13 protein-coding genes are annotated in these 19,684 nt (G+C 70.7%); 10 read left to right on the top strand and 3 right to left on the bottom strand.

Features of this window, described 5'->3' with window-relative positions; translation table 11 throughout:
• Window positions 1-104 precede the first annotated feature (104 nt).
• The 4 genes from dapF to hflX all read left to right on the top strand — a co-directional run bounded on the left by dapF (window position 105) and on the right by hflX (window position 6,450).
• Window positions 105-1,019 carry a diaminopimelate epimerase gene (gene dapF, locus HW130_RS23635; protein ID WP_177151682.1) on the top strand — a complete coding sequence of 305 codons (915 nt, stop codon included), beginning with the start codon at window positions 105-107 and terminating at the stop codon, window positions 1,017-1,019.
• Window positions 1,020-1,158: 139 nt separating this feature from the next.
• Window positions 1,159-3,237 (top strand): bifunctional (p)ppGpp synthetase/guanosine-3',5'-bis(diphosphate) 3'-pyrophosphohydrolase, encoded by a 2,079-nt coding sequence (locus tag HW130_RS23630; protein ID WP_177151681.1) that lies wholly within the window; start codon window positions 1,159-1,161, stop codon window positions 3,235-3,237.
• A gap of 76 nt (window positions 3,238-3,313) precedes the next feature.
• The gene (locus HW130_RS23625) at window positions 3,314-4,777 is read left to right on the top strand and encodes a M1 family metallopeptidase (RefSeq protein WP_177151680.1); all 1,464 of its coding nucleotides are present in this window, start codon (window positions 3,314-3,316) and stop codon (window positions 4,775-4,777) included.
• A gap of 182 nt (window positions 4,778-4,959) precedes the next feature.
• Window positions 4,960-6,450 (top strand): GTPase HflX, encoded by a 1,491-nt coding sequence (hflX, locus tag HW130_RS23620; protein WP_177151679.1) that lies wholly within the window; start codon window positions 4,960-4,962, stop codon window positions 6,448-6,450.
• A gap of 87 nt (window positions 6,451-6,537) precedes the next feature.
• Here the strand turns inward: hflX and HW130_RS23615 are convergent, their stop codons facing one another.
• Complete coding sequence (locus HW130_RS23615; RefSeq protein WP_177151678.1) at window positions 6,538-7,713, bottom strand: serine protease; 1,176 nt, start codon at window positions 7,711-7,713, stop codon at window positions 6,538-6,540.
• A gap of 321 nt (window positions 7,714-8,034) precedes the next feature.
• Window positions 8,035-9,210, bottom strand: coding sequence for a serine protease (locus HW130_RS23610; protein ID WP_177151677.1), 1,176 nt, complete (start codon window positions 9,208-9,210; stop codon window positions 8,035-8,037).
• A gap of 333 nt (window positions 9,211-9,543) precedes the next feature.
• On the opposite strand from HW130_RS23610, the gene HW130_RS23605 reads away from it, so the two are divergent.
• Genes HW130_RS23605 through HW130_RS23585 form a run of 5 tightly spaced genes read left to right on the top strand, consistent with a single transcriptional unit; the run spans window position 9,544 to window position 17,715 of the window.
• Complete coding sequence (locus HW130_RS23605; RefSeq protein WP_177151676.1) at window positions 9,544-10,920, top strand: diaminobutyrate--2-oxoglutarate transaminase family protein; 1,377 nt, start codon at window positions 9,544-9,546, stop codon at window positions 10,918-10,920.
• 30 nt (window positions 10,921-10,950) lie between these two features.
• Entirely contained in the window at window positions 10,951-12,855 is a 1,905-nt protein-coding gene (locus HW130_RS23600) for an IucA/IucC family protein (RefSeq protein ID WP_309140542.1), read from the top strand.
• Between the two features lie 60 nt (window positions 12,856-12,915).
• Window positions 12,916-13,674 (top strand): GNAT family N-acetyltransferase, encoded by a 759-nt coding sequence (locus HW130_RS23595; protein ID WP_177151675.1) that lies wholly within the window; start codon window positions 12,916-12,918, stop codon window positions 13,672-13,674.
• Window positions 13,675-13,733: 59 nt separating this feature from the next.
• Window positions 13,734-15,707, top strand: a complete 1,974-nt coding sequence (locus tag HW130_RS23590; protein WP_375256576.1) for an IucA/IucC family protein — start codon at window positions 13,734-13,736, stop codon at window positions 15,705-15,707.
• Between the two features lie 37 nt (window positions 15,708-15,744).
• Complete coding sequence (locus HW130_RS23585) at window positions 15,745-17,715, top strand: ATP-dependent DNA helicase (RefSeq protein ID WP_177151674.1); 1,971 nt, start codon at window positions 15,745-15,747, stop codon at window positions 17,713-17,715.
• 146 nt (window positions 17,716-17,861) lie between these two features.
• Here HW130_RS23585 and lexA read toward each other — a convergent pair whose 3' ends face one another.
• Complete coding sequence (gene lexA, locus HW130_RS23580; RefSeq protein ID WP_177151673.1) at window positions 17,862-18,647, bottom strand: transcriptional repressor LexA; 786 nt, start codon at window positions 18,645-18,647, stop codon at window positions 17,862-17,864.
• 518 nt (window positions 18,648-19,165) lie between these two features.
• Between lexA and nrdR the strand changes: the two genes are divergently transcribed.
• The gene (nrdR, locus tag HW130_RS23575; RefSeq protein WP_177151672.1) at window positions 19,166-19,675 is read left to right on the top strand and encodes a transcriptional regulator NrdR; all 510 of its coding nucleotides are present in this window, start codon (window positions 19,166-19,168) and stop codon (window positions 19,673-19,675) included.
• The last annotated feature ends 9 nt before the right edge of the window (window positions 19,676-19,684 follow it).

Raw genomic sequence — 19,684 nt, 5'->3', positions numbered from 1 at the left:
CGCACCGCCCCCGCCCGGACCCGGCCCAGCCCCGTCCGCTCCAGCCCGGCGCGGCCCTCGTCCGGATCCCACCGGGCGTCCCGCTGTCGGACCGGCCTCGTACGATGGTGGGCGTGAGCACCTCGCAGACCTCGCCCGTCCCCTTCCTCAAGGGCCACGGCACCGAGAACGACTTCGTGATCGTCCCGGACCCGGACAACAGCATCGACCTGCCCGCGGCCGCCGTCGCCAGGCTGTGCGACCGCCGCGCCGGCATCGGCGGTGACGGTCTGCTGCACGTCGTCCGCTCGGCGGCCCACCCCGAGGCCAGGGACATGGCGGCCGAGGCCGAGTGGTTCATGGACTACCGCAACGCGGACGGCTCGATCGCCGAGATGTGCGGAAACGGCGTCCGGGTCTTCGCCCGCTACCTCCAGCGCGTCGGCCACGTCGAGGCCGGGGACATCGCCGTGGCGACCAGAGGCGGCGTCAAGAGGGTCCACATCGCCAAGGCGGCCGCCGGCGCCGGCGCGGGCATGGGTGACATCACCGTCTCGATGGGGCGCGCGCTGCTCCCCGAGGACGGGGTGACGGTCACGATCGAGGGCCGCAGCTGGCCCGCGAGAAACGTGAACATGGGCAACCCCCACGCGGTCGCGTTCGTCGACGACTTGGCCCACGCGGGGAACCTGTTCTCAGCCCCACCGGTCAGCCCGGCATCGGTCTACCCGGACGGGGTTAACGTGGAGTTCGTCGCCGACCGGGGCGAGCGCCATGTCGCCATGCGCGTGCACGAGCGCGGGTCCGGCGAGACCCGCTCGTGCGGCACGGGCGCGTGCGCCGTCGCCGTCGCGGCGGCCCGCAGGGACGGCGTGGACCCGTCCGTCACAGGCGCCCCCGTCGCGTACACCGTCGACCTGCCCGGCGGCCGCCTCGTCATCACGGAACGTCCCGACGGGGAAATCGAGATGACGGGCCCGGCCGTGATCGTCGCCGAGGGGTACATCGAGCCCGCTCTCCTCGAAACCGTGGGCGCGTAGAGCTTCGCTCGAATGGGTGATCCGTTTCACGCTGAGCGAGAGCGGCACTGCGCCACGTGGTGGGCTCGGTAGCATCAAGCACCGGCCCGGAGGCACGACCTGACCTTCCACCGCCGGTCGAAGCAGCCGGAGGTGCCCCATGAGTGCAGAGGCCGCCAACCCTGGTGCCCACAGTCGCAGGCGCGGCCGACCCAGGATCGACCTCCGCCGGATCGGGCGCGCCGCTCTGCTGGGCCCCACCGGGCGCGACCGCCTCCCCGACGCGATCGGCCACGTCGTCGACGCGCACCGCGCGCACCACCCGGACGCCGACCTCGCCCAACTGCACAAGGCGTACGTGCTGGCCGAGTCGTCCCACCGCGGCCAGTTCCGCAAGAGCGGCGAGCCGTACATCACCCATCCGCTGGCCGTCACGCTCATCCTCGCCGAACTGGGCGCGGAAACGACGACGTTGACCGCGTCCCTGCTCCACGACACCGTGGAGGACACGGAGGTGACGCTGGAGCAGGTGAAGGCGGAGTTCGGTGCCGAGGTGGCCTACCTCGTCGACGGCGTCACCAAGCTGGAGAAGGTCGACTACGGCGCCGCCGCAGAACCGGAGACCTTCCGCAAGATGCTCGTCGCCACCGGCAACGACGTCCGCGTGATGTCGATCAAACTCGCCGACCGGCTGCACAACATGCGCACGCTCGGCGTCATGCGCCCCGAGAAGCAGGCACGCATCGCCAAGGTCACCCGCGACGTCCTCATCCCCCTCGCCGAGCGTCTCGGCGTGCAGGCCCTGAAGACCGAACTGGAGGATCTGGTCTTCGCGATCCTGCACCCCGAGGAGTACGAGCGCACCCGCGCTCTCATCGCCGAGAACGCCACCGCGTGCAACGCTCTCGCCGCCATCGCGGAGGACTTCCGGACCGTGCTGCGCGACGCCGGCATCACCGCGGAAGTGCTCATCAGGCCCCGGCACTTCGTCTCCGTGCACCGCGTCTGCCTCAAACGCTCCGAGCTGCGCAGCACCGACTTCGGGCGCCTGCTCGTCCTGGTCGCCGACGACGCCGACTGCTACGCGGTGCTCGGCGAACTGCACACCTGCTTCACCCCGGTGATCTCGGAGTTCAAGGACTTCATCGCCGCCCCCAAGTTCAACCTGTACCAGTCGCTGCACACCGCCGTCGCGGGCTCCGACGGCGCCGTCGCCGAAGTCCTCATCCGCACCCACCAGATGCACCGGGTCGCCGAGGCCGGGGTGGTCGCTCTCGGCAACCCGTACGTGCCGACCGAGAGCGTCGAGCCGCTCGACGGCGAGCGCGCCGACCCCACCAGACCCGGCTGGCTGTCCCGCCTCCTCGAATGGCAGCAGTCCACCCCGGATCCGGACACCTTCTGGACCTCCCTGCGCGCGGACCTGGCGCAGGACAAGGAGATCACCGTCTTCCGGGCCGACGGCCGGGCGCTCGGCCTGCCCGCCGGGGCCACCTGCGTCGACGCGGCCTACGCCCAGTACGGCGAGGAGGCCCACGCATGCATCGGCGCCCGGGTCAACGGCCGGCTGGCCACCCTGAGCACTCAGCTCAACGACGGCGACACCGTGCACGTGCTGCTCGCCCAGGACGCCTCCTCCGGACCGTCACCGGACTGGCTCGACCACGCCCGCACCCCTGCCGCACGGATCGCCATCAGCAGCTGGCTCCAGAGCCACCCGGAGGGCGCGAGCGCCCAGGAGGCCGCTCCCCGGCACCCCACTCCGCGCGCGGCCGACCGGCCCGCCTCGGCGAACGCCGTCGTCGACCGTCCTGACGCGACCGTCCGGCTCGCCGGCTGCTGTACGCCCGTACCGCCCGACACCGTCACGGGCTTCGCGGTGCGCGGGGGCGCGGTGACCGTCCATCGCGTCGAATGCGCCGCGGTGGCGCGCATGGAGAGCCTCGGCCGGGCTCCGGTGGCCGTGCGCTGGGGCGACGCCGCCGAGTGCCGGGTCACTCTGGTCGCCGAATCGTTCGGCCGGCCCCGTCTGCTCGCCGACCTCACCGAGGTCATCGCCGGTGAGGGAGCGGCCATCGTCTCGGCCACCGTCGAACCGCCGAGCCAGCAGCGGGTACGGCACACGTACACCCTCCAACTTCCCGACGCCGCCGGGCTTCCCGCCCTGATGCGCGCCATGCGCGACGTCCCCGGCGTGTACGACGTGAGCAGGACCCAGCATCCGGCCTCGACCGCCTGACTTCGTTCGGGTGGGGACGCGGTCCCCCGTCGCGCGCCGCCGCGGCCGTCTCATGGCCTGCTGGTAGCGGTAGGACATGCTGCACACTCCCCGACGCCGACTGGGTGCCGTACTGCTGGCCGCAGCATCGGCCACCCTCGTCGCCGCGACGCTGCCCGAACCGACCGCCCTCGGGATCGGCGATCCCCTTTTCCCCCGGCTGGGCAACCCCGGCTACGACGTCATCGGATACGACATCGCCCTCACCTACGAGGGCAGCAACACCAAGCCCCTGGACGCTGTCACCAAGATCGACGCCTGGGCGAACCGGCGGCTCGGCCGGATCAACCTCGACTTCGCCCGTGGCACGGTCCACTCGGTCGAGGTCAACGGCAGCACCGCAGAGTTCGCGTCCACGGGCGAGGACCTCGTCGTCGAGCCCTCCATGGCCGTCGCCGCCGGATCGCGCATGCAGATCACCGTCACGCACACCAGCGACCCGCGCGGGGCCAAGGCCGCCGGCGGATGGGTGCCCACCGGCGACGGTCTGGTGATGGCCAACCAGGCCGACGCGGCGCACCGTGTCTTCCCCTGCAACGACCACCCCGCGGACAAGGCGTTCTTCACCTTCCGCGTCACCACCCCCAGGAACCTGACGGCCGTCGCCAACGGACGGCAGGTCGCACACTCCCGGAACGACACCAGGGCCTCCTGGATCTACCGCACGGGCCACCCCATGGCCACCGAACTCGCCCAGGTCGCCATCGGGCGCTCCGCCGTCGTCAAGCGGCAGGGCCCGCACGGACTGCCTCTCCGCGACGTCGTCCCCGCCGCCGACAAGGCGAAGCTCGAACCGTGGCTGAAGAAGACCCCCGGCCATGTCCGGTGGATGGAGGACAAGGTCGGCGCCTACCCCTTCGAGACGTACGGGGTGCTGGTCGCCGACGCCGACACCGGATTCCAGCTGGAGACGCAGACGCTGTCGCTCTTCGAGCGCTCCCTGTTCACCAACGCCGCCCACCCGAAGTGGTACGTCGACTCGGTGATGGTCCACGAACTCGCCCACCAGTGGTTCGGCAACAGTGTCTCCCCCCGCACATGGTCCGACCTGTGGCTGAACGAGGGCCACGCCAGCTGGTACGAGGCCCTGTACGCCGAGGAGAAGGCCAAGCAGCCACTGGTCGAACGGATGAGGAAGGCCTACCGCCTCTCCGACGGCTGGCGAGCTGCCGGCGGGCCGCCCGCGGCCCCGCAGGCACCGGCGCCCGGACAGAAGCTCAGTCTCTTCCGGCCGGTGGTCTACGACGGCAGCGCCCTCGTCCTGTACGCCCTGCGGCAGACGATCGGCGAGGCCGCCTTCGAACGCCTGGAGCGCGAGTGGGTCACCGAGCACCGCGACTCCACGGCGAGCACGGAGGACTTCACGCAGCTCGCATCCCAGGTCGCGGGGCGTGACCTCGGCGACTTCTTCCAGGAATGGCTGTACGCGAAGAAGACCCCGCCCATGCCCGGCCACGCGGACTGGCGCAGCGAGGCCCCGAAGACCCGCCCCACCCGCTGAAAACCGGGGTGACGGCCCCGGCGACCCCGTGGGACCATCGACGGGCCGACGACGCGGCCGGGCACGCGGACTCCCCGGGGGAATCTTCCGGGGCTGTCACACGTTGTGACTGTCGAACGGGGGCACACTGCCCTTGCGGGCGTCCCGTCCGCAACCGCTCATTCCATCGACGTAAGGATCCAATGACCTCCTCTTCATCCCCTTCCCAGGACGAGCAGAGCTTCGCGGAGACGCGCACCGAGAGCCTTCGGGCCGATGCCCTGATGGAAGAGGACGTCGCCTGGAGCCACGAGATCGACACCGAGCGGGACGGCGATCAGTTCGACCGCTCCGAGCGTGCCGCTCTGCGGCGCGTGGCGGGCCTCTCCACCGAGCTCGAAGACGTCACCGAGGTCGAGTACCGACAGCTGCGCCTGGAGCGCGTCGTGCTGGTCGGCGTCTGGACCTCGGGGACCGTGCAGGACGCCGAGAACTCCCTCGCGGAGCTCGCGGCGCTCGCCGAGACCGCGGGCGCTCTGGTGCTCGACGGAGTCATCCAGCGGCGTGACAAGCCGGACCCGGCCACCTACATCGGGTCGGGCAAGGCGACCGAGCTGCGCGACATCGTGCTCGAGACCGGAGCCGACACCGTCGTCTGCGACGGTGAGCTCAGCCCCGGCCAGCTCATCCACCTCGAGGACGTCGTCAAGGTCAAGGTGGTCGACCGCACCGCCCTGATCCTCGACATCTTCGCCCAGCACGCCAAGTCCCGAGAGGGCAAGGCGCAGGTCGCTCTGGCGCAGATGCAGTACATGCTGCCCAGGCTCCGCGGCTGGGGTCAGTCGCTGTCCCGTCAGATGGGTGGCGGCGGCGGTGGCGGCATGGCCACCCGTGGTCCCGGTGAGACCAAGATCGAGACGGACCGGCGACGGATCCGCGAGAAGATGGCGAAGATGCGCCGGGAGATCGCGGAGATGAAGACGGGCCGCGAGATCAAGCGCCGGGAGCGCCGCCGCAACAGGGTGCCGTCGGTCGCGATCGCCGGCTACACCAACGCCGGCAAGTCCTCGCTGCTCAACCGCCTCACCGGCGCCGGTGTCCTGGTGGAGAACGCCCTGTTCGCCACCCTCGACCCGACCGTCCGCCGGGCCGAGACGCCGGGCGGCCGGATCTACACCCTCGCCGACACCGTCGGATTCGTACGGCACCTGCCGCACCACCTGGTCGAGGCGTTCCGCTCCACGATGGAGGAGGTCGGCGACTCCGACCTGATCCTCCACGTGGTGGACGGTTCGCACCCGGCTCCGGAGGAGCAGCTGGCCGCCGTGCGCGAGGTGATCCGCGACGTGGGCGCGCTGGACGTGCCCGAGATCGTCGTGATCAACAAGGCGGACGCGGCCGACCCGCTGGTGCTGCAGCGACTGCTGCGCATCGAGCGGCACGCGATCGCCGTCTCGGCCCGCACGGGCTCGGGCATCGGCGAGCTCCTGGCTCTGATCGACACCGAGCTGCCGCGGCCCGAGGTGGAGATCGAGGCGCTCGTCCCGTACACCCAGGGCGGGCTCGTCTCGCGCGTGCACGCGGAGGGCGAGGTCGTCTCCGAGGAGCACACCACGGAGGGCACTCTGCTCAAGGCGCGGGTCCACGAGGAGCTGGCCGCCGCACTGGCCCCGTACGTCCCGGCGACCCACTGACGCGGCACAGCGCCCGCGACCGGACGGAAGGCCCGCCTCCCCTCGGGGAGGCGGGCCTTCCGCATGATCCGCACGTCTTGAAGAGGCCTACTGTCCCGCGAACTTCTCGCTCATCGTCGTGAAGATCTGCTGCGCTCCCCGGTCCAGCCGCGGGCCGGCGAGCCAGCCCGAGGTGACCGGGCCGATCGACGTGTTGGAGACGAGCACCGTCTTGCCGCCGGGCTGCCGGACGAACCAGCCGCCACCCGAGGATCCGCCCGTCATCGTGCAGCCGATACGCCACATCGTGGGCGTGCCCGGGGCGATGGAGAGCCGGCCCGGCCGGTCCAGACACTTGTGCATGATCGCGCCGTTGTAGGGCGGGGCCGCCGGGTAACCCCACGCGCCCATCGTGCCGATGCTCTTGGCGTCGGGGGCCTCGAAGTCGACGTCGAGCGCGGCGCCCACCGTCTCCTCCAGCGACTTCGAGCCCTGCTCGGGCTTCACGTGCATCACGGCGTAGTCGTAGGCGGCGCCGGTGCCCCCCGTCGGACCGCCCTGGTCGATCCACTCGCCCGAGGTCGCGACCCAGTCCGCCCAGTAGACGCCGTACGGGGCGATCTCCTGCGGCTGGGCGTGCTCCAGCGCGGCGGGGGACTTGCCCTTGTCGTTGTAGGCGGGGACGAAGGCGATGTTGCGGTACCAGCCGCCCGCCCGACCGGCGTGCACGCAGTGCCCGGCGGTCCAGACGAGGTTGGACCGGCCCGGGTTCTCCGGGTCCTTGACGACCGTCGCCGAACAGACCATCGAGCCCTCGGGGGCGTCGAAGAACACCTTGCCGACCGGTGCGGCGTTCCGGTGGTAGGGCTTCTTCTCCTCCTGGGCCCGCACCGGGCGCGGCTCCGGGTCGGTGACGTCCTGGTCACCGGAGATGTCACCGGCGGAGAGCGTCTTCGCAGGCGCCTTGGCCGTCGTCATGCGCTCGGGCTTCCACAGGCCCTCGATCACCGGGTTGACGAAGTCCTTGGCCTCACGCAGCCACTTGTCCTTCTCCCAGTTCTTCCACTCGCCGTTCTTCCACTTGTCCAGGTCGACACCGTGCTCCTTGAGCCTGTCGGCCACGTCGGCGGGGAGTGCGGCATTTGCGCCGCTGTTGTCTGCGCCTTCTGCGGAGGCGGCGGGCTTGTCTGCAGCCTTGTCCTCGCCGGGGCCGCAGGCGGTCGCCGTCAGCGCGAGAGCCGAGACGAGGCCGGCGGCAGCCAGCAGCGGACGTATGGATCGCATGGAAACGATTCCCCCTGAAGTACTTGCGAAATGTGCCATGAACGCGGGTGCACCAGCGCCTGATGAGACACACGGGCGGCGTCTGCGCCGTGCGCGGTTGCCATGAGCGTGTCATGCGAAGAAGCGGCCTTCCGGAGCCGCCACAGGTGCGGCACCACTCTAAGCCGGTGCGCGGACACGCAGTTGAGGCCGGTCGGCAACTCCACCGAGTCTCCACGTGACGAGCAAGGGGCGCCCGGCCGCCCGGCCGAACGCCCCTGCTTGGTCAGAGGACTGCGGTGCCGTCACGTGACGATGCTGCCACGCGAGGCGAGTGTCAGGTCACTGGCCCGCGAACTTCTTGCTGACCGCCGTGTAGACGCCCTCGGCCTCCTTGCCGAGCCGCGGGCCCGCAAGCCAGCCGGCCGTCACCGGGCCGATGGAGGTGTTGGACACCAGGGCGGGCCGGCCGTCCTGGCCCTCGGCCACCCAGCCGCCACCGGAGGAACCGCCGGTCATCGTGCAGCCGATGCGGTACATCGTCGGCTCCCCGGCCTTCAGCGAGAGCCGGCCCGGCTTGTCGGCGCACTGGAACAGCTTCTGACCGTCGTACGGCGGAGCCGCCGGGTAGCCCGTAGCGGTCATGCTCGTGATGTCCGGCACGGCCGGGGCCTTGAAGTCGACCGGCAGAGCGGCGCCGACCGTCTCCTCGAGCGACTTGCCCGTGCTGCCCTTCTCCGGAGTGACGTGGATGACGGCGAAGTCGTACGGCGCACCCTGGCCGCCGGTCGCCGCACCCTGGGCGATCCACTGCTCGGACGTCTGGGCCCAGTCGCCCCACCACACGCCGTGGGGAGCGATCTTCTCCTTCGGAGCCTTCTCCAGCTCCGAGGTGGGCAGCGCGCTGTCGTTGTACGACGGGACGAAGGCGATGTTGCGGTACCAGCCGCCGCTCTTGCCCGCGTGGACGCAGTGACCGGCGGTCCACACCATGTTCGACTTGCCGGGGTTGGCCGGGTCCTGCACGACGGTCGCGGAGCACACCATCGAACCCTGGGGGCCGTCGAAGAAGACCTTGCCCGCCTCGGCGGCGCTCGTGTGGTACGGCGCCTTCACGGGCACGGCGTCGACGGGCTCCGGCGTCGGGTCGGTGACACCCTCGTCACCCGAGATGTCCGGGTCGACGGGCTTCGCCGGCGGCTTCTCGGCGTCGCGCATGCGGTCCGGGTCCCACAGGTCCTCGATGATCGGGTTGACGAAGTCCTTGGCCTCACGCAGCCACTTGTCCTTGTCCCAGTTCTTCCACTCGCCGTTCTTCCACTTGTCCAGGTCGATCCCGCGCTCCTTGAGCCGCTCCTTGAGATCGTCCGGAATGGTGATCTTGTCATCGGCGGTCTGACCGGCCGATGCACTCGGCTTGTCGCCCGCGGTGTCCTCGCTCGGACCGCAGGCGGTGGCAGCGAGCGCCAGCACGGCGGCAAGGGACGCCGCTGCCAGCGTCGGGCGAATGGGTCGCATCTCGTGATCCCCCTGGGACTTCGGTGCTGCTGTTCCGTCTGAACTGAGCCACATTCCGGCAATGCCGGTACTTCCGGCGGCGGACGAGTCCGCCGCCGCCCCGGTGGAGTTCACCGCCGGGTGCGGCCCCCAACTATGCCGGTGCCGATGGGGACGGCGTGCACCAGGTCCACGGTTCCGCCGCCGCAAGGATCTTCCTTGCGGCCGTGATCCCCGGCCCGTCGCGTCGTTGGTAGGGGCGGGGAACACGGGGGCGGCTCAACAGCGAGCGGTCGCAGGGCCGAAGCCGTGCCCATGCGAAACACAACCGTGACAGTGGAAGGACCAACAGCCGTGGCCGTGACCGAACCTGCTCCGATCGCCCCGGCCGCCGCCCACGAGGGCATCCTGCGCCGGCAGTCGCTCCGCGAATCGGCCGCCCGCACCTATGCGCGCTCACTGCCCATCGTGCCCGTACGCGCTCGGGGACTGACGATCGAGGGCGCCGACGGCCGCCGTTACCTCGACTGTCTCTCCGGAGCCGGAACGCTCGCGCTCGGGCACAACCACCCCGTCGTCCTCGAAGCCATCAAGAAGGTCCTCGACTCCGGGGCGCCGTTGCACATCCTGGACCTGGCCACACCGGTCAAGGACGCGTTCACCACGGAGCTGTTCGCCACGCTTCCGCCTCAGCTCGCCTCCGACGCCCGGATCCAGTTCTGCGGTCCGGCGGGCACCGACGCCGTGGAAGCGGCAATCAAATTGGTCCGCACCGCCACCGGCCGCAACGGAGTCCTCGCCTTCACCGGCGCCTACCACGGCATGACGTCGGGCGCCCTCGACGCATCGGGCGGCGCCACCGACGTCCGCGTGACACGACTTCCCTACCCGCACGACTACCGCTGCCCCTTCGGTATCGGCGGCGAACGCGGCGCCGAACTCGCCGCACGCTGGACCGAGAACCTCCTGGACGACCCCAAGGGCGGTGCGCCGGCCCCCGCCGGAATGATCCTCGAACCGGTGCAGGGCGAGGGCGGCGTGATCCCCGCGCCTGACGAGTGGCTGCGGCGGATGCGCCGGATCACCGCCGCCCGCTCCATCCCTCTGATCGCCGACGAGGTGCAGACCGGAGTAGGCCGCACCGGCACCTTCTGGGCCGTCGAGCACAGCGACATCGTGCCCGACGTGATGGTCATGTCCAAGGCCATCGGCGGCTCCCTCCCGCTCGCGGTCATCGTCTACCGGTCCGAACTCGACACGTGGCGGCCGGGAGCACACGCCGGCACGTTCCGCGGCAACCAGCTGGCGATGGCGGCCGGAGCGGCCACCCTCGCGTACGTGCGCGAGAACCGCCTCGCCGACCGGGCCGCCACCCTCGGCGCACGCATGCTGGCCCGGCTCCAGGGACTCGCCGCCGCTCACTCCTGCATCGGAGACGTACGGGGCCGGGGCCTGATGATCGGCGTGGAGCTCGTCGACCCCGACTGCACCGCCCGCGACGCGCTCGTCCCCCCGCCCGCTCCCGGACTCGCCGCGACCGTCCAGCGGGAATGCCTGAACCGCGGCCTCATCGTCGAACTCGGCGGACGCCACGGTGCCGTCGTCCGCCTCCTGCCTCCTCTCACACTCACCGACGAACAGGCCGTGGCCGTCCTCGACCGCTTCGCGGACGCCCTGGCCGCCGCAGAACGCTCCACTCCACGCCGCGCCGACAGCGGGCAGTCGTACTGATCCCCGGACCCCCGTCACAAGGAAGCCTCCGTGAACACCAGCCCCGCACCCGAAGTGCCCGAGTCCCACGGCCGCCCCACCGCCGCTCACCGCGCCCACGGAGCGATGAGCGGGCCGCTCACGGCCGAGGCGGCGACGGTGCCGCGCCAGCAGACCGGGGGATGCGACGACCAAACCCCGATCACCGCCCGGCACGTGTCCACGGCCCCCGCAGCGGGGGACCACCTCGACCATCCGGATCCCAGCCGTGCGGCTGATGCCGCCGCGGTCGAGAACCTGCTCCGCTGCTGGGTGCGCGAGAACAACCTCGCCGAGCCCGAGGGCGACACCCTGCGCATTCCGCTCCACGGCAGCGGGACCGCCCTGCTCGTCCCCGTTCACTACTGGTCACCCTCCGGATGGCACCGCTTCGGCCGGCCGGCTCTCGAAAGCAGCCCGCACGACGCCACCACCGCCGATGCGGTGACCGTGGCCGCGCTCCTCGGCCGGGAAGCCGGCGGCACGGACGGAGCCGACCTCGTCGGCCGCGTAGCCGATTCCGTCCGGCGCACAGCCCAGTTCATCGCTCACCGGCGCAGGCACCCCGCCGCACCAGAGGGCGCGGACCTCTTCCTCGACGCCGAACAGTCCCTCCTGCTCGGCCACCCGCTCCACCCCGCACCGAAGAGCCGTGAGGGACTCTCCGACGCCGAAGCCCTTCTCTACTCACCGGAGTTGTACGGCTCCTTCCCGCTGCACTGGTGGGCAGTCGACCGGTCCGTGCTCGCAGCCGACTCGGCCTGGACCGAGCAAGGACGCACGCTCGCCGCCGAGCAGCTCACCTCCCGCCTCGCCGGCGACATCCAGCTCCCTGCCAACTGCGCCGCGCTGCCCCTGCACCCGTGGCAGGCACGCGACCTCCGGCACCGGCCCACCGTGGCCGCGCTGCTGGACGCCGGCCTGCTCCACGACCTCGGTTCCCACGGCGACCCCTGGCATCCCACCTCCTCCGTCCGTACCGTGCACCGCCCCGGGGCACCCGCGATGCTCAAGCTGTCACTCGGCCTGCGCATCACCAACTCCCGCCGGGAGAACCTCCGCAAGGAGCTCCACCGGGGGGTGGAGGTGCATCGGCTGCTCCGTACCGGACTCGCCGAACAGTGGCGGGCGGCGCACCCGGGATTCGACATCGTGCGCGATCCGGCATGGCTCGCGGTCGACACACCCGACGGTGAACCCGTCCCCGGACTCGACGTCATGCTGCGCCACAACCCCTTCCACCACAGCGACGACGCCGTCTGCATCGCAGCCCTGACCTCACCGCGGCCCTGGCCCGGGCGCACCGGCACGCACTCACGCCTCTCCGACACGGTCGAGCGTCTCGCCGCCCGGACAGGCCGGCCCGTCCCCGCCGTCGCGACGGAGTGGTTCCTGCGCTACCTGGACCACGTCGTACGCCCCGTGCTCTGGCTCGACGCCACCGCGGGCATCGCACTCGAAGCGCACCAGCAGAACACCCTCGTCCTCCTCGACCCCGAAGGCTGGCCGACAGGCGGCCGCTACCGGGACAACCAGGGCTACTACTTCCGTCAGTCCCACCGTGACGGACTCGAGCGCCGCCTCCCGGGAATCGGCGCCGAAAGCGACACCTTCGTCTGCGACGACGTGACGGACGAGCGCTTCGCGTACTACCTCGGCATCAACAACGTGCTCGGCCTCATCGGCGCCTTCGGGACGCAGCACCTCGCCGACGAACGCGTACTCCTCGCCGCGTTCCGGCGATTCCTGGCGGCCAATTCCTCCCTCGGCTCGCCGCTGCCGGCTCGGCTTCTCGAAGCCCCGACCCTTCGTTCCAAGGCCAACCTGCTCACCCGTCTCCGCGGCCTCGACGAACTCGTCGGTCCCGTCGACACCCAGTCGGTCTACGTCACCATCACCAACCCGCTCCATTCCTGAGCACCGTGCGGATCACCGAACGCCGAAGACCCGTTCGAACGACGAGAGGAGAACGTCGCCGTGCCTCGCACCGAAGCCACGACCGAGCCCGGTACGGACGAGGCGTCCCCGCCCGGCTCGGGCCCGGAGGAGACCCTCGACCTGCGGCTGCCCGACGAGTTCCTCGAGATCCTCCTAGAGGACGGCGACGGCACTCCTCCCGCGCACGAGGTCCCTGCGGCCGTGCAGAAGCCGTGGGACACCTCAGCGGACCTGCTGGACACCCCTGCGGACTGGGGGCCGGTGAACACTCCCGCCGGTGACTTCCACCTCGTCCCCGTCGTCCCGGAGCGTGACCTCTCCTTGATCACCCGCTGGATGAACGACCCGGCCGTCGCCGCCTATTGGGACCTGGCCGGGCCCGAGACCGTCACAGCCGCCCACCTGCGCGGCCAGTGCGACGGAGCCGGCCGAAGCTTCCCCTGTCTCGGCGTGCTCGACGGCACACCCATGAGCTACTTCGAGATCTACCGTGCCGACCTCGACCCTCTGGCCCGCCACTACCCGGCCCGACCGCACGACACAGGCATCCACCTCCTCCTCGGCGGCGTCGCCGACCGTGGGCGAGGTCTGGGCTCGGTGCTCCTCAGAGCCGTTTCCGACCTCGTACTCGACCGCCGCCCCCGCTGTGCACGCGTCATCGCCGAACCGGACCTGCGCAACACCCCTTCCGTATCCGCGTTCCTCAGGGCCGGCTTCCGTTTCTTCGCCGAAGTCGACCTGCCCGAAAAGCGAGCCGCGCTCATGGTCCGCGATCGCGGTCTGCGGGACCTTTTGTGAACCGCTCGCTGCCTGACATACACCGCTCGAACCGCATCGGTTCCCCTCGAGGAGTCCCCGTGCCGAAGTCGCCTGCCAGCCACGACTCCACCGCGTCGACCGAACCCACCACCTCGACCGCTCCCACCGCCTCGACCGATCCGCCCGGCTCCGCATGCGCCGAAGCCGCCCGACCGGATGCGCTGTCGACCCGGCTGCACCTGCCGCCCGGCCTCGACCGCGCGAGCTGGGAACGGGCCGGCGGCCGTCTCCTGGCGAAGATGCTCGGCGAGTTCGCCTACGAGGAGATCATCGAGCCGATGATCGTGGAATCGCCTGCCGACCCGGGCAGCCACGACGACGCTCGTCCCGCCGCCTCCGGCCGCCCCGCGCCGCGCCGTCGCTATGTCCTCACCGTCGGGGACGCGGGAGACCTGACTTTCCTGGCGCGGCGCGGCGCCTACGGAAGCTGGCGCGTGGATGCCGCCTCCGTCGAATGGGACGGGCAGCCCTTTTCGGACCCGCTCACCTTCCTCGCCCGAGCGAAGGAGACCCTCGCCCTCGACGGAGCCACCCTCGGCCACTTGCTGCGCGAACTCTCCCTGACGCTCACCGCCGACACCGCGCTCGACCACACCACTGTCACCGCCGCCGAGCTGGCCGACCTCGGCTACGCCGAACTCGAAGGGCACCAGACCGGACATCCGTGGCTCGTCCTGAACAAGGGCCGCATCGGCTTCTCCGCGGCCGACGCCGCCCGCTGGGCCCCCGAGGCACGCCGCCCCACCGCGCTGCCCTGGATCGCCGTCAGCTCGGCGCTCGCCCGTTACCGGGGCGTCGCCCACCTCGCCTCCCCGGACGACCTCTACCGCCACGAGCTCGACGACTCCGTGCGGGCGGCTTTCGAAGCCGTTCTGCGCGCCAGAGGGCTGGACCCCGCGGCGTACCTCCTCCTCCCCGTACACCCGTGGCAGTGGGACGAGGTGCTGCTGCCCCTGTACGCGCCGGCCATCGCGCGCCAGGAGATCGTGCCGCTGCCGGAGGACGGCGACCTCCGGTTGCCCCAGCAGTCCATCCGCACCTTCGTGAACGTCGACCGCCCCGACCGGCACATGGTCAAACTGCCGCTGTCCGTTCTCAACACTCTGGTGTGGCGCGGTCTGCCCACCGAACGGACTCTGGCGGCGCCGGCCGTCACCACCTGGGTGCACGGCCTGCGCGACGGCGACCCGTTCCTCCGCGACGAGTGCCGGGTGATCCTCCTCGGCGAGGTCGCCTCGGTCACCGTCGAGCATCCTCTGTACGACCGCCTCGACGATGTGCCCTATCAGTACAAGGAACTTCTGGGCGCGATCTGGCGCGAGCCGCTCCAGCCCCGCCTCGACGCCGGCGAACGGGCCCGCACCCTGGCAGCGCTGCTCCACACCGACCCGCGGGGCCGCGCATTCGCCGCCGAGCTCGTCGAGCGGTCGGGGCTCGCTCCGGAGGTCTGGCTCCAGCGGCTGTTCGCCGCGCTCCTGCCTCCGCTGCTGCATTTCCTCTACCGTTACGGCACCGTCTTCTCCCCTCACGGCGAGAACGCGATCGTCGTCTACGACGAGCACGACGTCCCGGTGCGGTTGGCGATCAAGGACTTCGTCGACGACGTCAACATCAGCGCCCGGCCGCTGCCGGAGCACGCCTCGATGCCCGACGACGTCCGCCGGATCCTGCTGACCGAGGAGCCCGGCTTCCTCACCCAGTTCATCCACGCGGGCCTGTTCGTGGGTGTCTTCCGCTACCTCGCGCCGCTTTTCGGGGAGCAACTGGGAATCGCCGAGGACCGATTCTTCTCACTCGTACGGGCAGAGATCCTGAGGTATCAGGCCCGCTTTCCCGAGCTCAAGGAGCGTTACGAGCTGTTCGATCTGCTCACGGAGCGTATCGACCGGCTGTGCCTGAACCGCAACAGGCTCCATCTCGACGGGTACCGTGACCGGCCCGAACGCCCCCACGCGGCAGTGCACGGCACCGTACCGAACCCTCTGGCATGGCCTGATGGGCCCGATGCGTGATCCCGTTGTCAGTGGTGCCCCGTAGGCTGGTCGAGCTATGACGAAGTCATCCCTCCCCGAGCTCCTCCACGCCGCCGTCACCGCCGTCGGCGGAGTGGAACGGCCAGGCCAGGTCACCATGGCCGAGGCCGTGGCCGAGGCCATCGACGACAATTCACACCTTCTGGTGCAGGCCGGCACCGGCACCGGAAAGTCGCTGGGCTATCTCGTGCCGGCGCTTGCGCACGGGGAGCGGGTGGTCGTTGCCACGGCCACCCTCGCGCTGCAGCGCCAGCTGGTGGAGCGGGATCTTCCGCGCACGGTCGACGCGCTGCATCCCCTGCTGCGCAGGCGGCCCGAGTTCGCCATGCTCAAGGGCCGCTCCAATTACCTCTGTCTGCACCGACTGCACGAGGGCGCTCCGCAGGACGAGGAGGAGGGTCTCTTCGACCAGTTCGAGGCCGCCGCGCCGACGAGCAAGCTGGGACAGGACCTCCTGCGCATGCGGGACTGGGCGGACGAGACCGAGACCGGTGACCGCGACGATCTCACGCCCGGTGTCTCCGACCGTGCCTGGAGCCAGGTCTCCGTCTCGTCCCGTGAATGCCTCGGGGCTTCCAAGTGCGCGTACGGTGCGGAGTGCTTCGCCGAGATGGCCAGGGAGCGGGCGAAGCTCGCCGACGTGGTGGTCACCAATCATGCGCTGCTCGCGATCGACGCCATCGAGGGGGCGCCGGTCCTGCCGCAGCACGAGGTCCTGATCGTCGACGAGGCTCATGAACTGGTCTCGCGCGTGACCGGAGTCGCCACCGGCGAGCTCACTCCCGGCCAGGTCGACCGAGCTGTGCGCCGCGCGGCGAAACTGGTCAACGAGAAGGCGGCGGACGCGCTCCAGACCGCTTCCGAGACGTTCGAGCGTGTGATGGAGCTGGCGCTGCCGGGCCGCCTCGAGGAGATCCCCGAGGATCTGGGCTACGCACTCCTGGCTCTGCGGGACGCCTCGCGGACGGTGATCAGCGCGCTGGGCTCCACCCGGGACAAGTCGGTCCAGGACGAGGACGCGGTGCGCAAGCAGGCGCTTGCCTCCGTCGAGAACATCCACGCTGTTGCCGAGCGCATCACGCTCGGTTCGGAGTACGACGTCGTCTGGTATGAGCGGCACGACCGCTTCGGCGCGTCGCTGCGGGTGGCTCCACTGTCGGTCTCGGGACTGCTGCGCGAGAAGCTGTTCGCGGAGCGGTCGGTCGTACTCACGTCCGCGACGCTCAAGCTCGGCGGCGACTTCAACGGCGTGGGGGCATCCCTGGGGCTCGCCCCGGAGGGCACCGGAGGAGAGGAGGTGCTGCAGTGGAAGGGGCTCGATGTCGGCTCGCCCTTCGACTATCCCAAGCAGGGCATCCTCTACGTCGCCCGGCACCTGGCGACGCCCGGCCGTGAAGGCTCGCGCGGCGACATGATGGACGAGCTGGCCGAGCTGGTGGAGGCAGCGGGCGGGCGCACTTTGGGCCTGTTCTCCTCCATGCGGGCCGCCAAGACGGCCGCGGAGGAGCTGCGAGGGCGGCTCGACAAGCCGATTCTGCTGCAGGGCGAGGAGACGCTCGGCGAGCTGATCAAAACCTTCGCCGGAGATCCCGAGACGTGCCTGTTCGGCACGCTCTCCTTGTGGCAGGGCGTCGATGTCCCGGGTCCCGGTTGCCAGCTGGTGGTCATGGACCGGATTCCGTTCCCGCGCCCGGACGACCCGTTGATGAGCGCGCGGCAGAAGGCGGTGGAGGAGGCCGGAGGCAATGGCTTCATGGCCGTCGCCGCCACGCATGCCGCCCTCCTGATGGCGCAGGGCGCCGGCCGTCTGGTGCGTGCCACGGGGGATCGCGGAGTCGTGGCCGTCCTGGATCCCAGGCTGTCCAACGCCCGGTACGGCAGCTACCTGCGGGCCTCCCTGCCCGACTTCTGGTACACGACGGACCGCAATCAGGTGCGCCGGTCGCTGGCTGCCATCGATGCGGCGGCCAAGGCCGACGGCAAGTAGCGCGACGACCCCCGCCCGACCGGGGAGAGGCACAGAGGCCCCCGGGGCAGACCACACCGGAGGACCGTTCTGCTTCGGAGGAGACACAGCAGGGCCCCGGGACCGGCGCAGTGGGTCCCGGGGCCCGGTCCGAGCCGGCGAGTCCGTCAGACTCGCCGAAGCACTGCCACCACCTTGCCGAGGATGGTCGCCTCGTCGCCGGGGATGGGCTGGTACGCAGCGTTGTGGGGAAGCAGCCAGACATGGCCGTTCTCCCGCTTGAAGCGCTTGACGGTGGCCTCGCCCTCCAGCATGGCGGCGACGATGTCCCCGTTCTCCGCGACGGGCTGGCGGCGCACCGTCACCCAGTCGCCGTCGCAGATGGCGGCCTCGATCATCGAGTCACCGACGACCTTGAGCACGAACAGCTCGCCGTCGCCGACCAGCTGGCGGGGAAGGGGGAAGACGTCCTCGACGGACTCCTCGGCGAGGATCGGGCCACCGGCGGCGATCCGGCCGACCAGCGGCACGTAGGAGGCGGCGGGCTTGCCCGTGGTGTCCGTCGGCTGGGTGCTGGGCTGGTCGGAACCGCGGACCTCGTAGGCGCGGGGGCGGTGCGGGTCCCGCCGCAGGAAGCCCTTGCGCTCCAGTGCCATGAGCTGGTGGGCGACGGAGGAGGTGCTGGACAGGCCGACGGCCTGGCCGATCTCGCGCATGGACGGCGGGTAACCCCGCCGCTGCACGGAGTCGCGGATCACCTCGATGACACGCCGCTGCCGGTCCGTGAGGCCGGAGCTGTCCGCACGGATCCCTGGAGGTCGGCCGGGCAGCGAGCGGGTGGGCTTGGGCCCCTCCGGGGTCGTGGCTGCGTCATTCATGGCATGCACCGGCTCGAATCGGTTCTGGGAGCGGTCCTGGGCAGTGATGGCGGCACTGTCAGCGGTGGTGGTCACGTCGGCCCCTCTCGAATGGTCTCCCTAGCTGGACAACGGTAGTTGGTTTCGAAAGGTTGCGCCAAACACACGTTCGAGTGAAAAATTGCGGATTGCCTGACGTGGCCGCTCAGCTGGGTGTATGTGCGAATGCCGGAAGGTGGGCCGGCGAGAGGTCCTACGGTAGCCTCCGCCGCCGGAGGCGAGGGGACCGGGCCCGCCCCAGTCTGGCACTCGCTCGTGCGTGACGCCCGCCGCCGCACCCGCGACGGCGGCGCTCGATGCCTCGTGTGCGCTCCGTGAACGGCCGCCATACGCCCCGTGCGCGGCGGCTTCCTCCAGGGGGCGCGCGACACGCTCTACGGGCCGAGAAGGCGGTCAGACCCCAGATCTAGTGGTTGGATTGTGACCACCACCCAGAAGTTGTGGTCCCCGGTCCGTCGGAGCTCGGGGCATCGCCTATGCTTGGGGCTGCTTCGGGGGGCTCAGCGAGCCAGTTGGGGCTATTCGGTCGTGCTGTGAAGGAGGGGTTGGGAGCCATGCACTGTCCCTTCTGCAGGCACCCTGACAGCCGCGTCGTCGACAGTCGGACCACCGACGACGGAACGTCGATCCGACGCCGCCGGCAGTGCCCCGACTGCTCCCGCCGCTTCACGACGGTGGAGACCGCGTCGCTGATGGTGATCAAGCGCAGCGGTGTGACGGAACCCTTCAGCCGTACCAAGGTCATCTCCGGCGTGCGCAAGGCGTGCCAGGGGCGGCCGGTCACCGAGGACGCCCTCGCTCAGCTCGGCCAGCGGGTCGAGGAAGCGGTGCGCGCCACCGGCAGTGCCGAGCTGACCACCCATGACGTGGGTCTGGCCATACTCGGCCCCCTGCAGGAACTCGACCTCGTCGCCTACCTGCGGTTCGCGTCCGTCTACCGGGCGTTCGACTCACTCGAGGACTTCGAGGCCGCCATCGCCGAGCTGCGCGACGAACGGCCACCCGCACAGGAGCGGGGCGACGGGGCTGTCGAGGTCCCCGTTCCCGCCACCGCCGCCGACTGAGCGGCACCC

The organism is Streptomyces sp. PKU-EA00015 (assembly GCF_013387495.1).
Classification (GTDB): Bacteria; Actinomycetota; Actinomycetes; order Streptomycetales; family Streptomycetaceae; genus Streptomyces.
The sequence above is the reverse complement of the archived record's forward strand: the minus strand, read 5'-3'. Positions and strand labels throughout refer to the sequence as shown.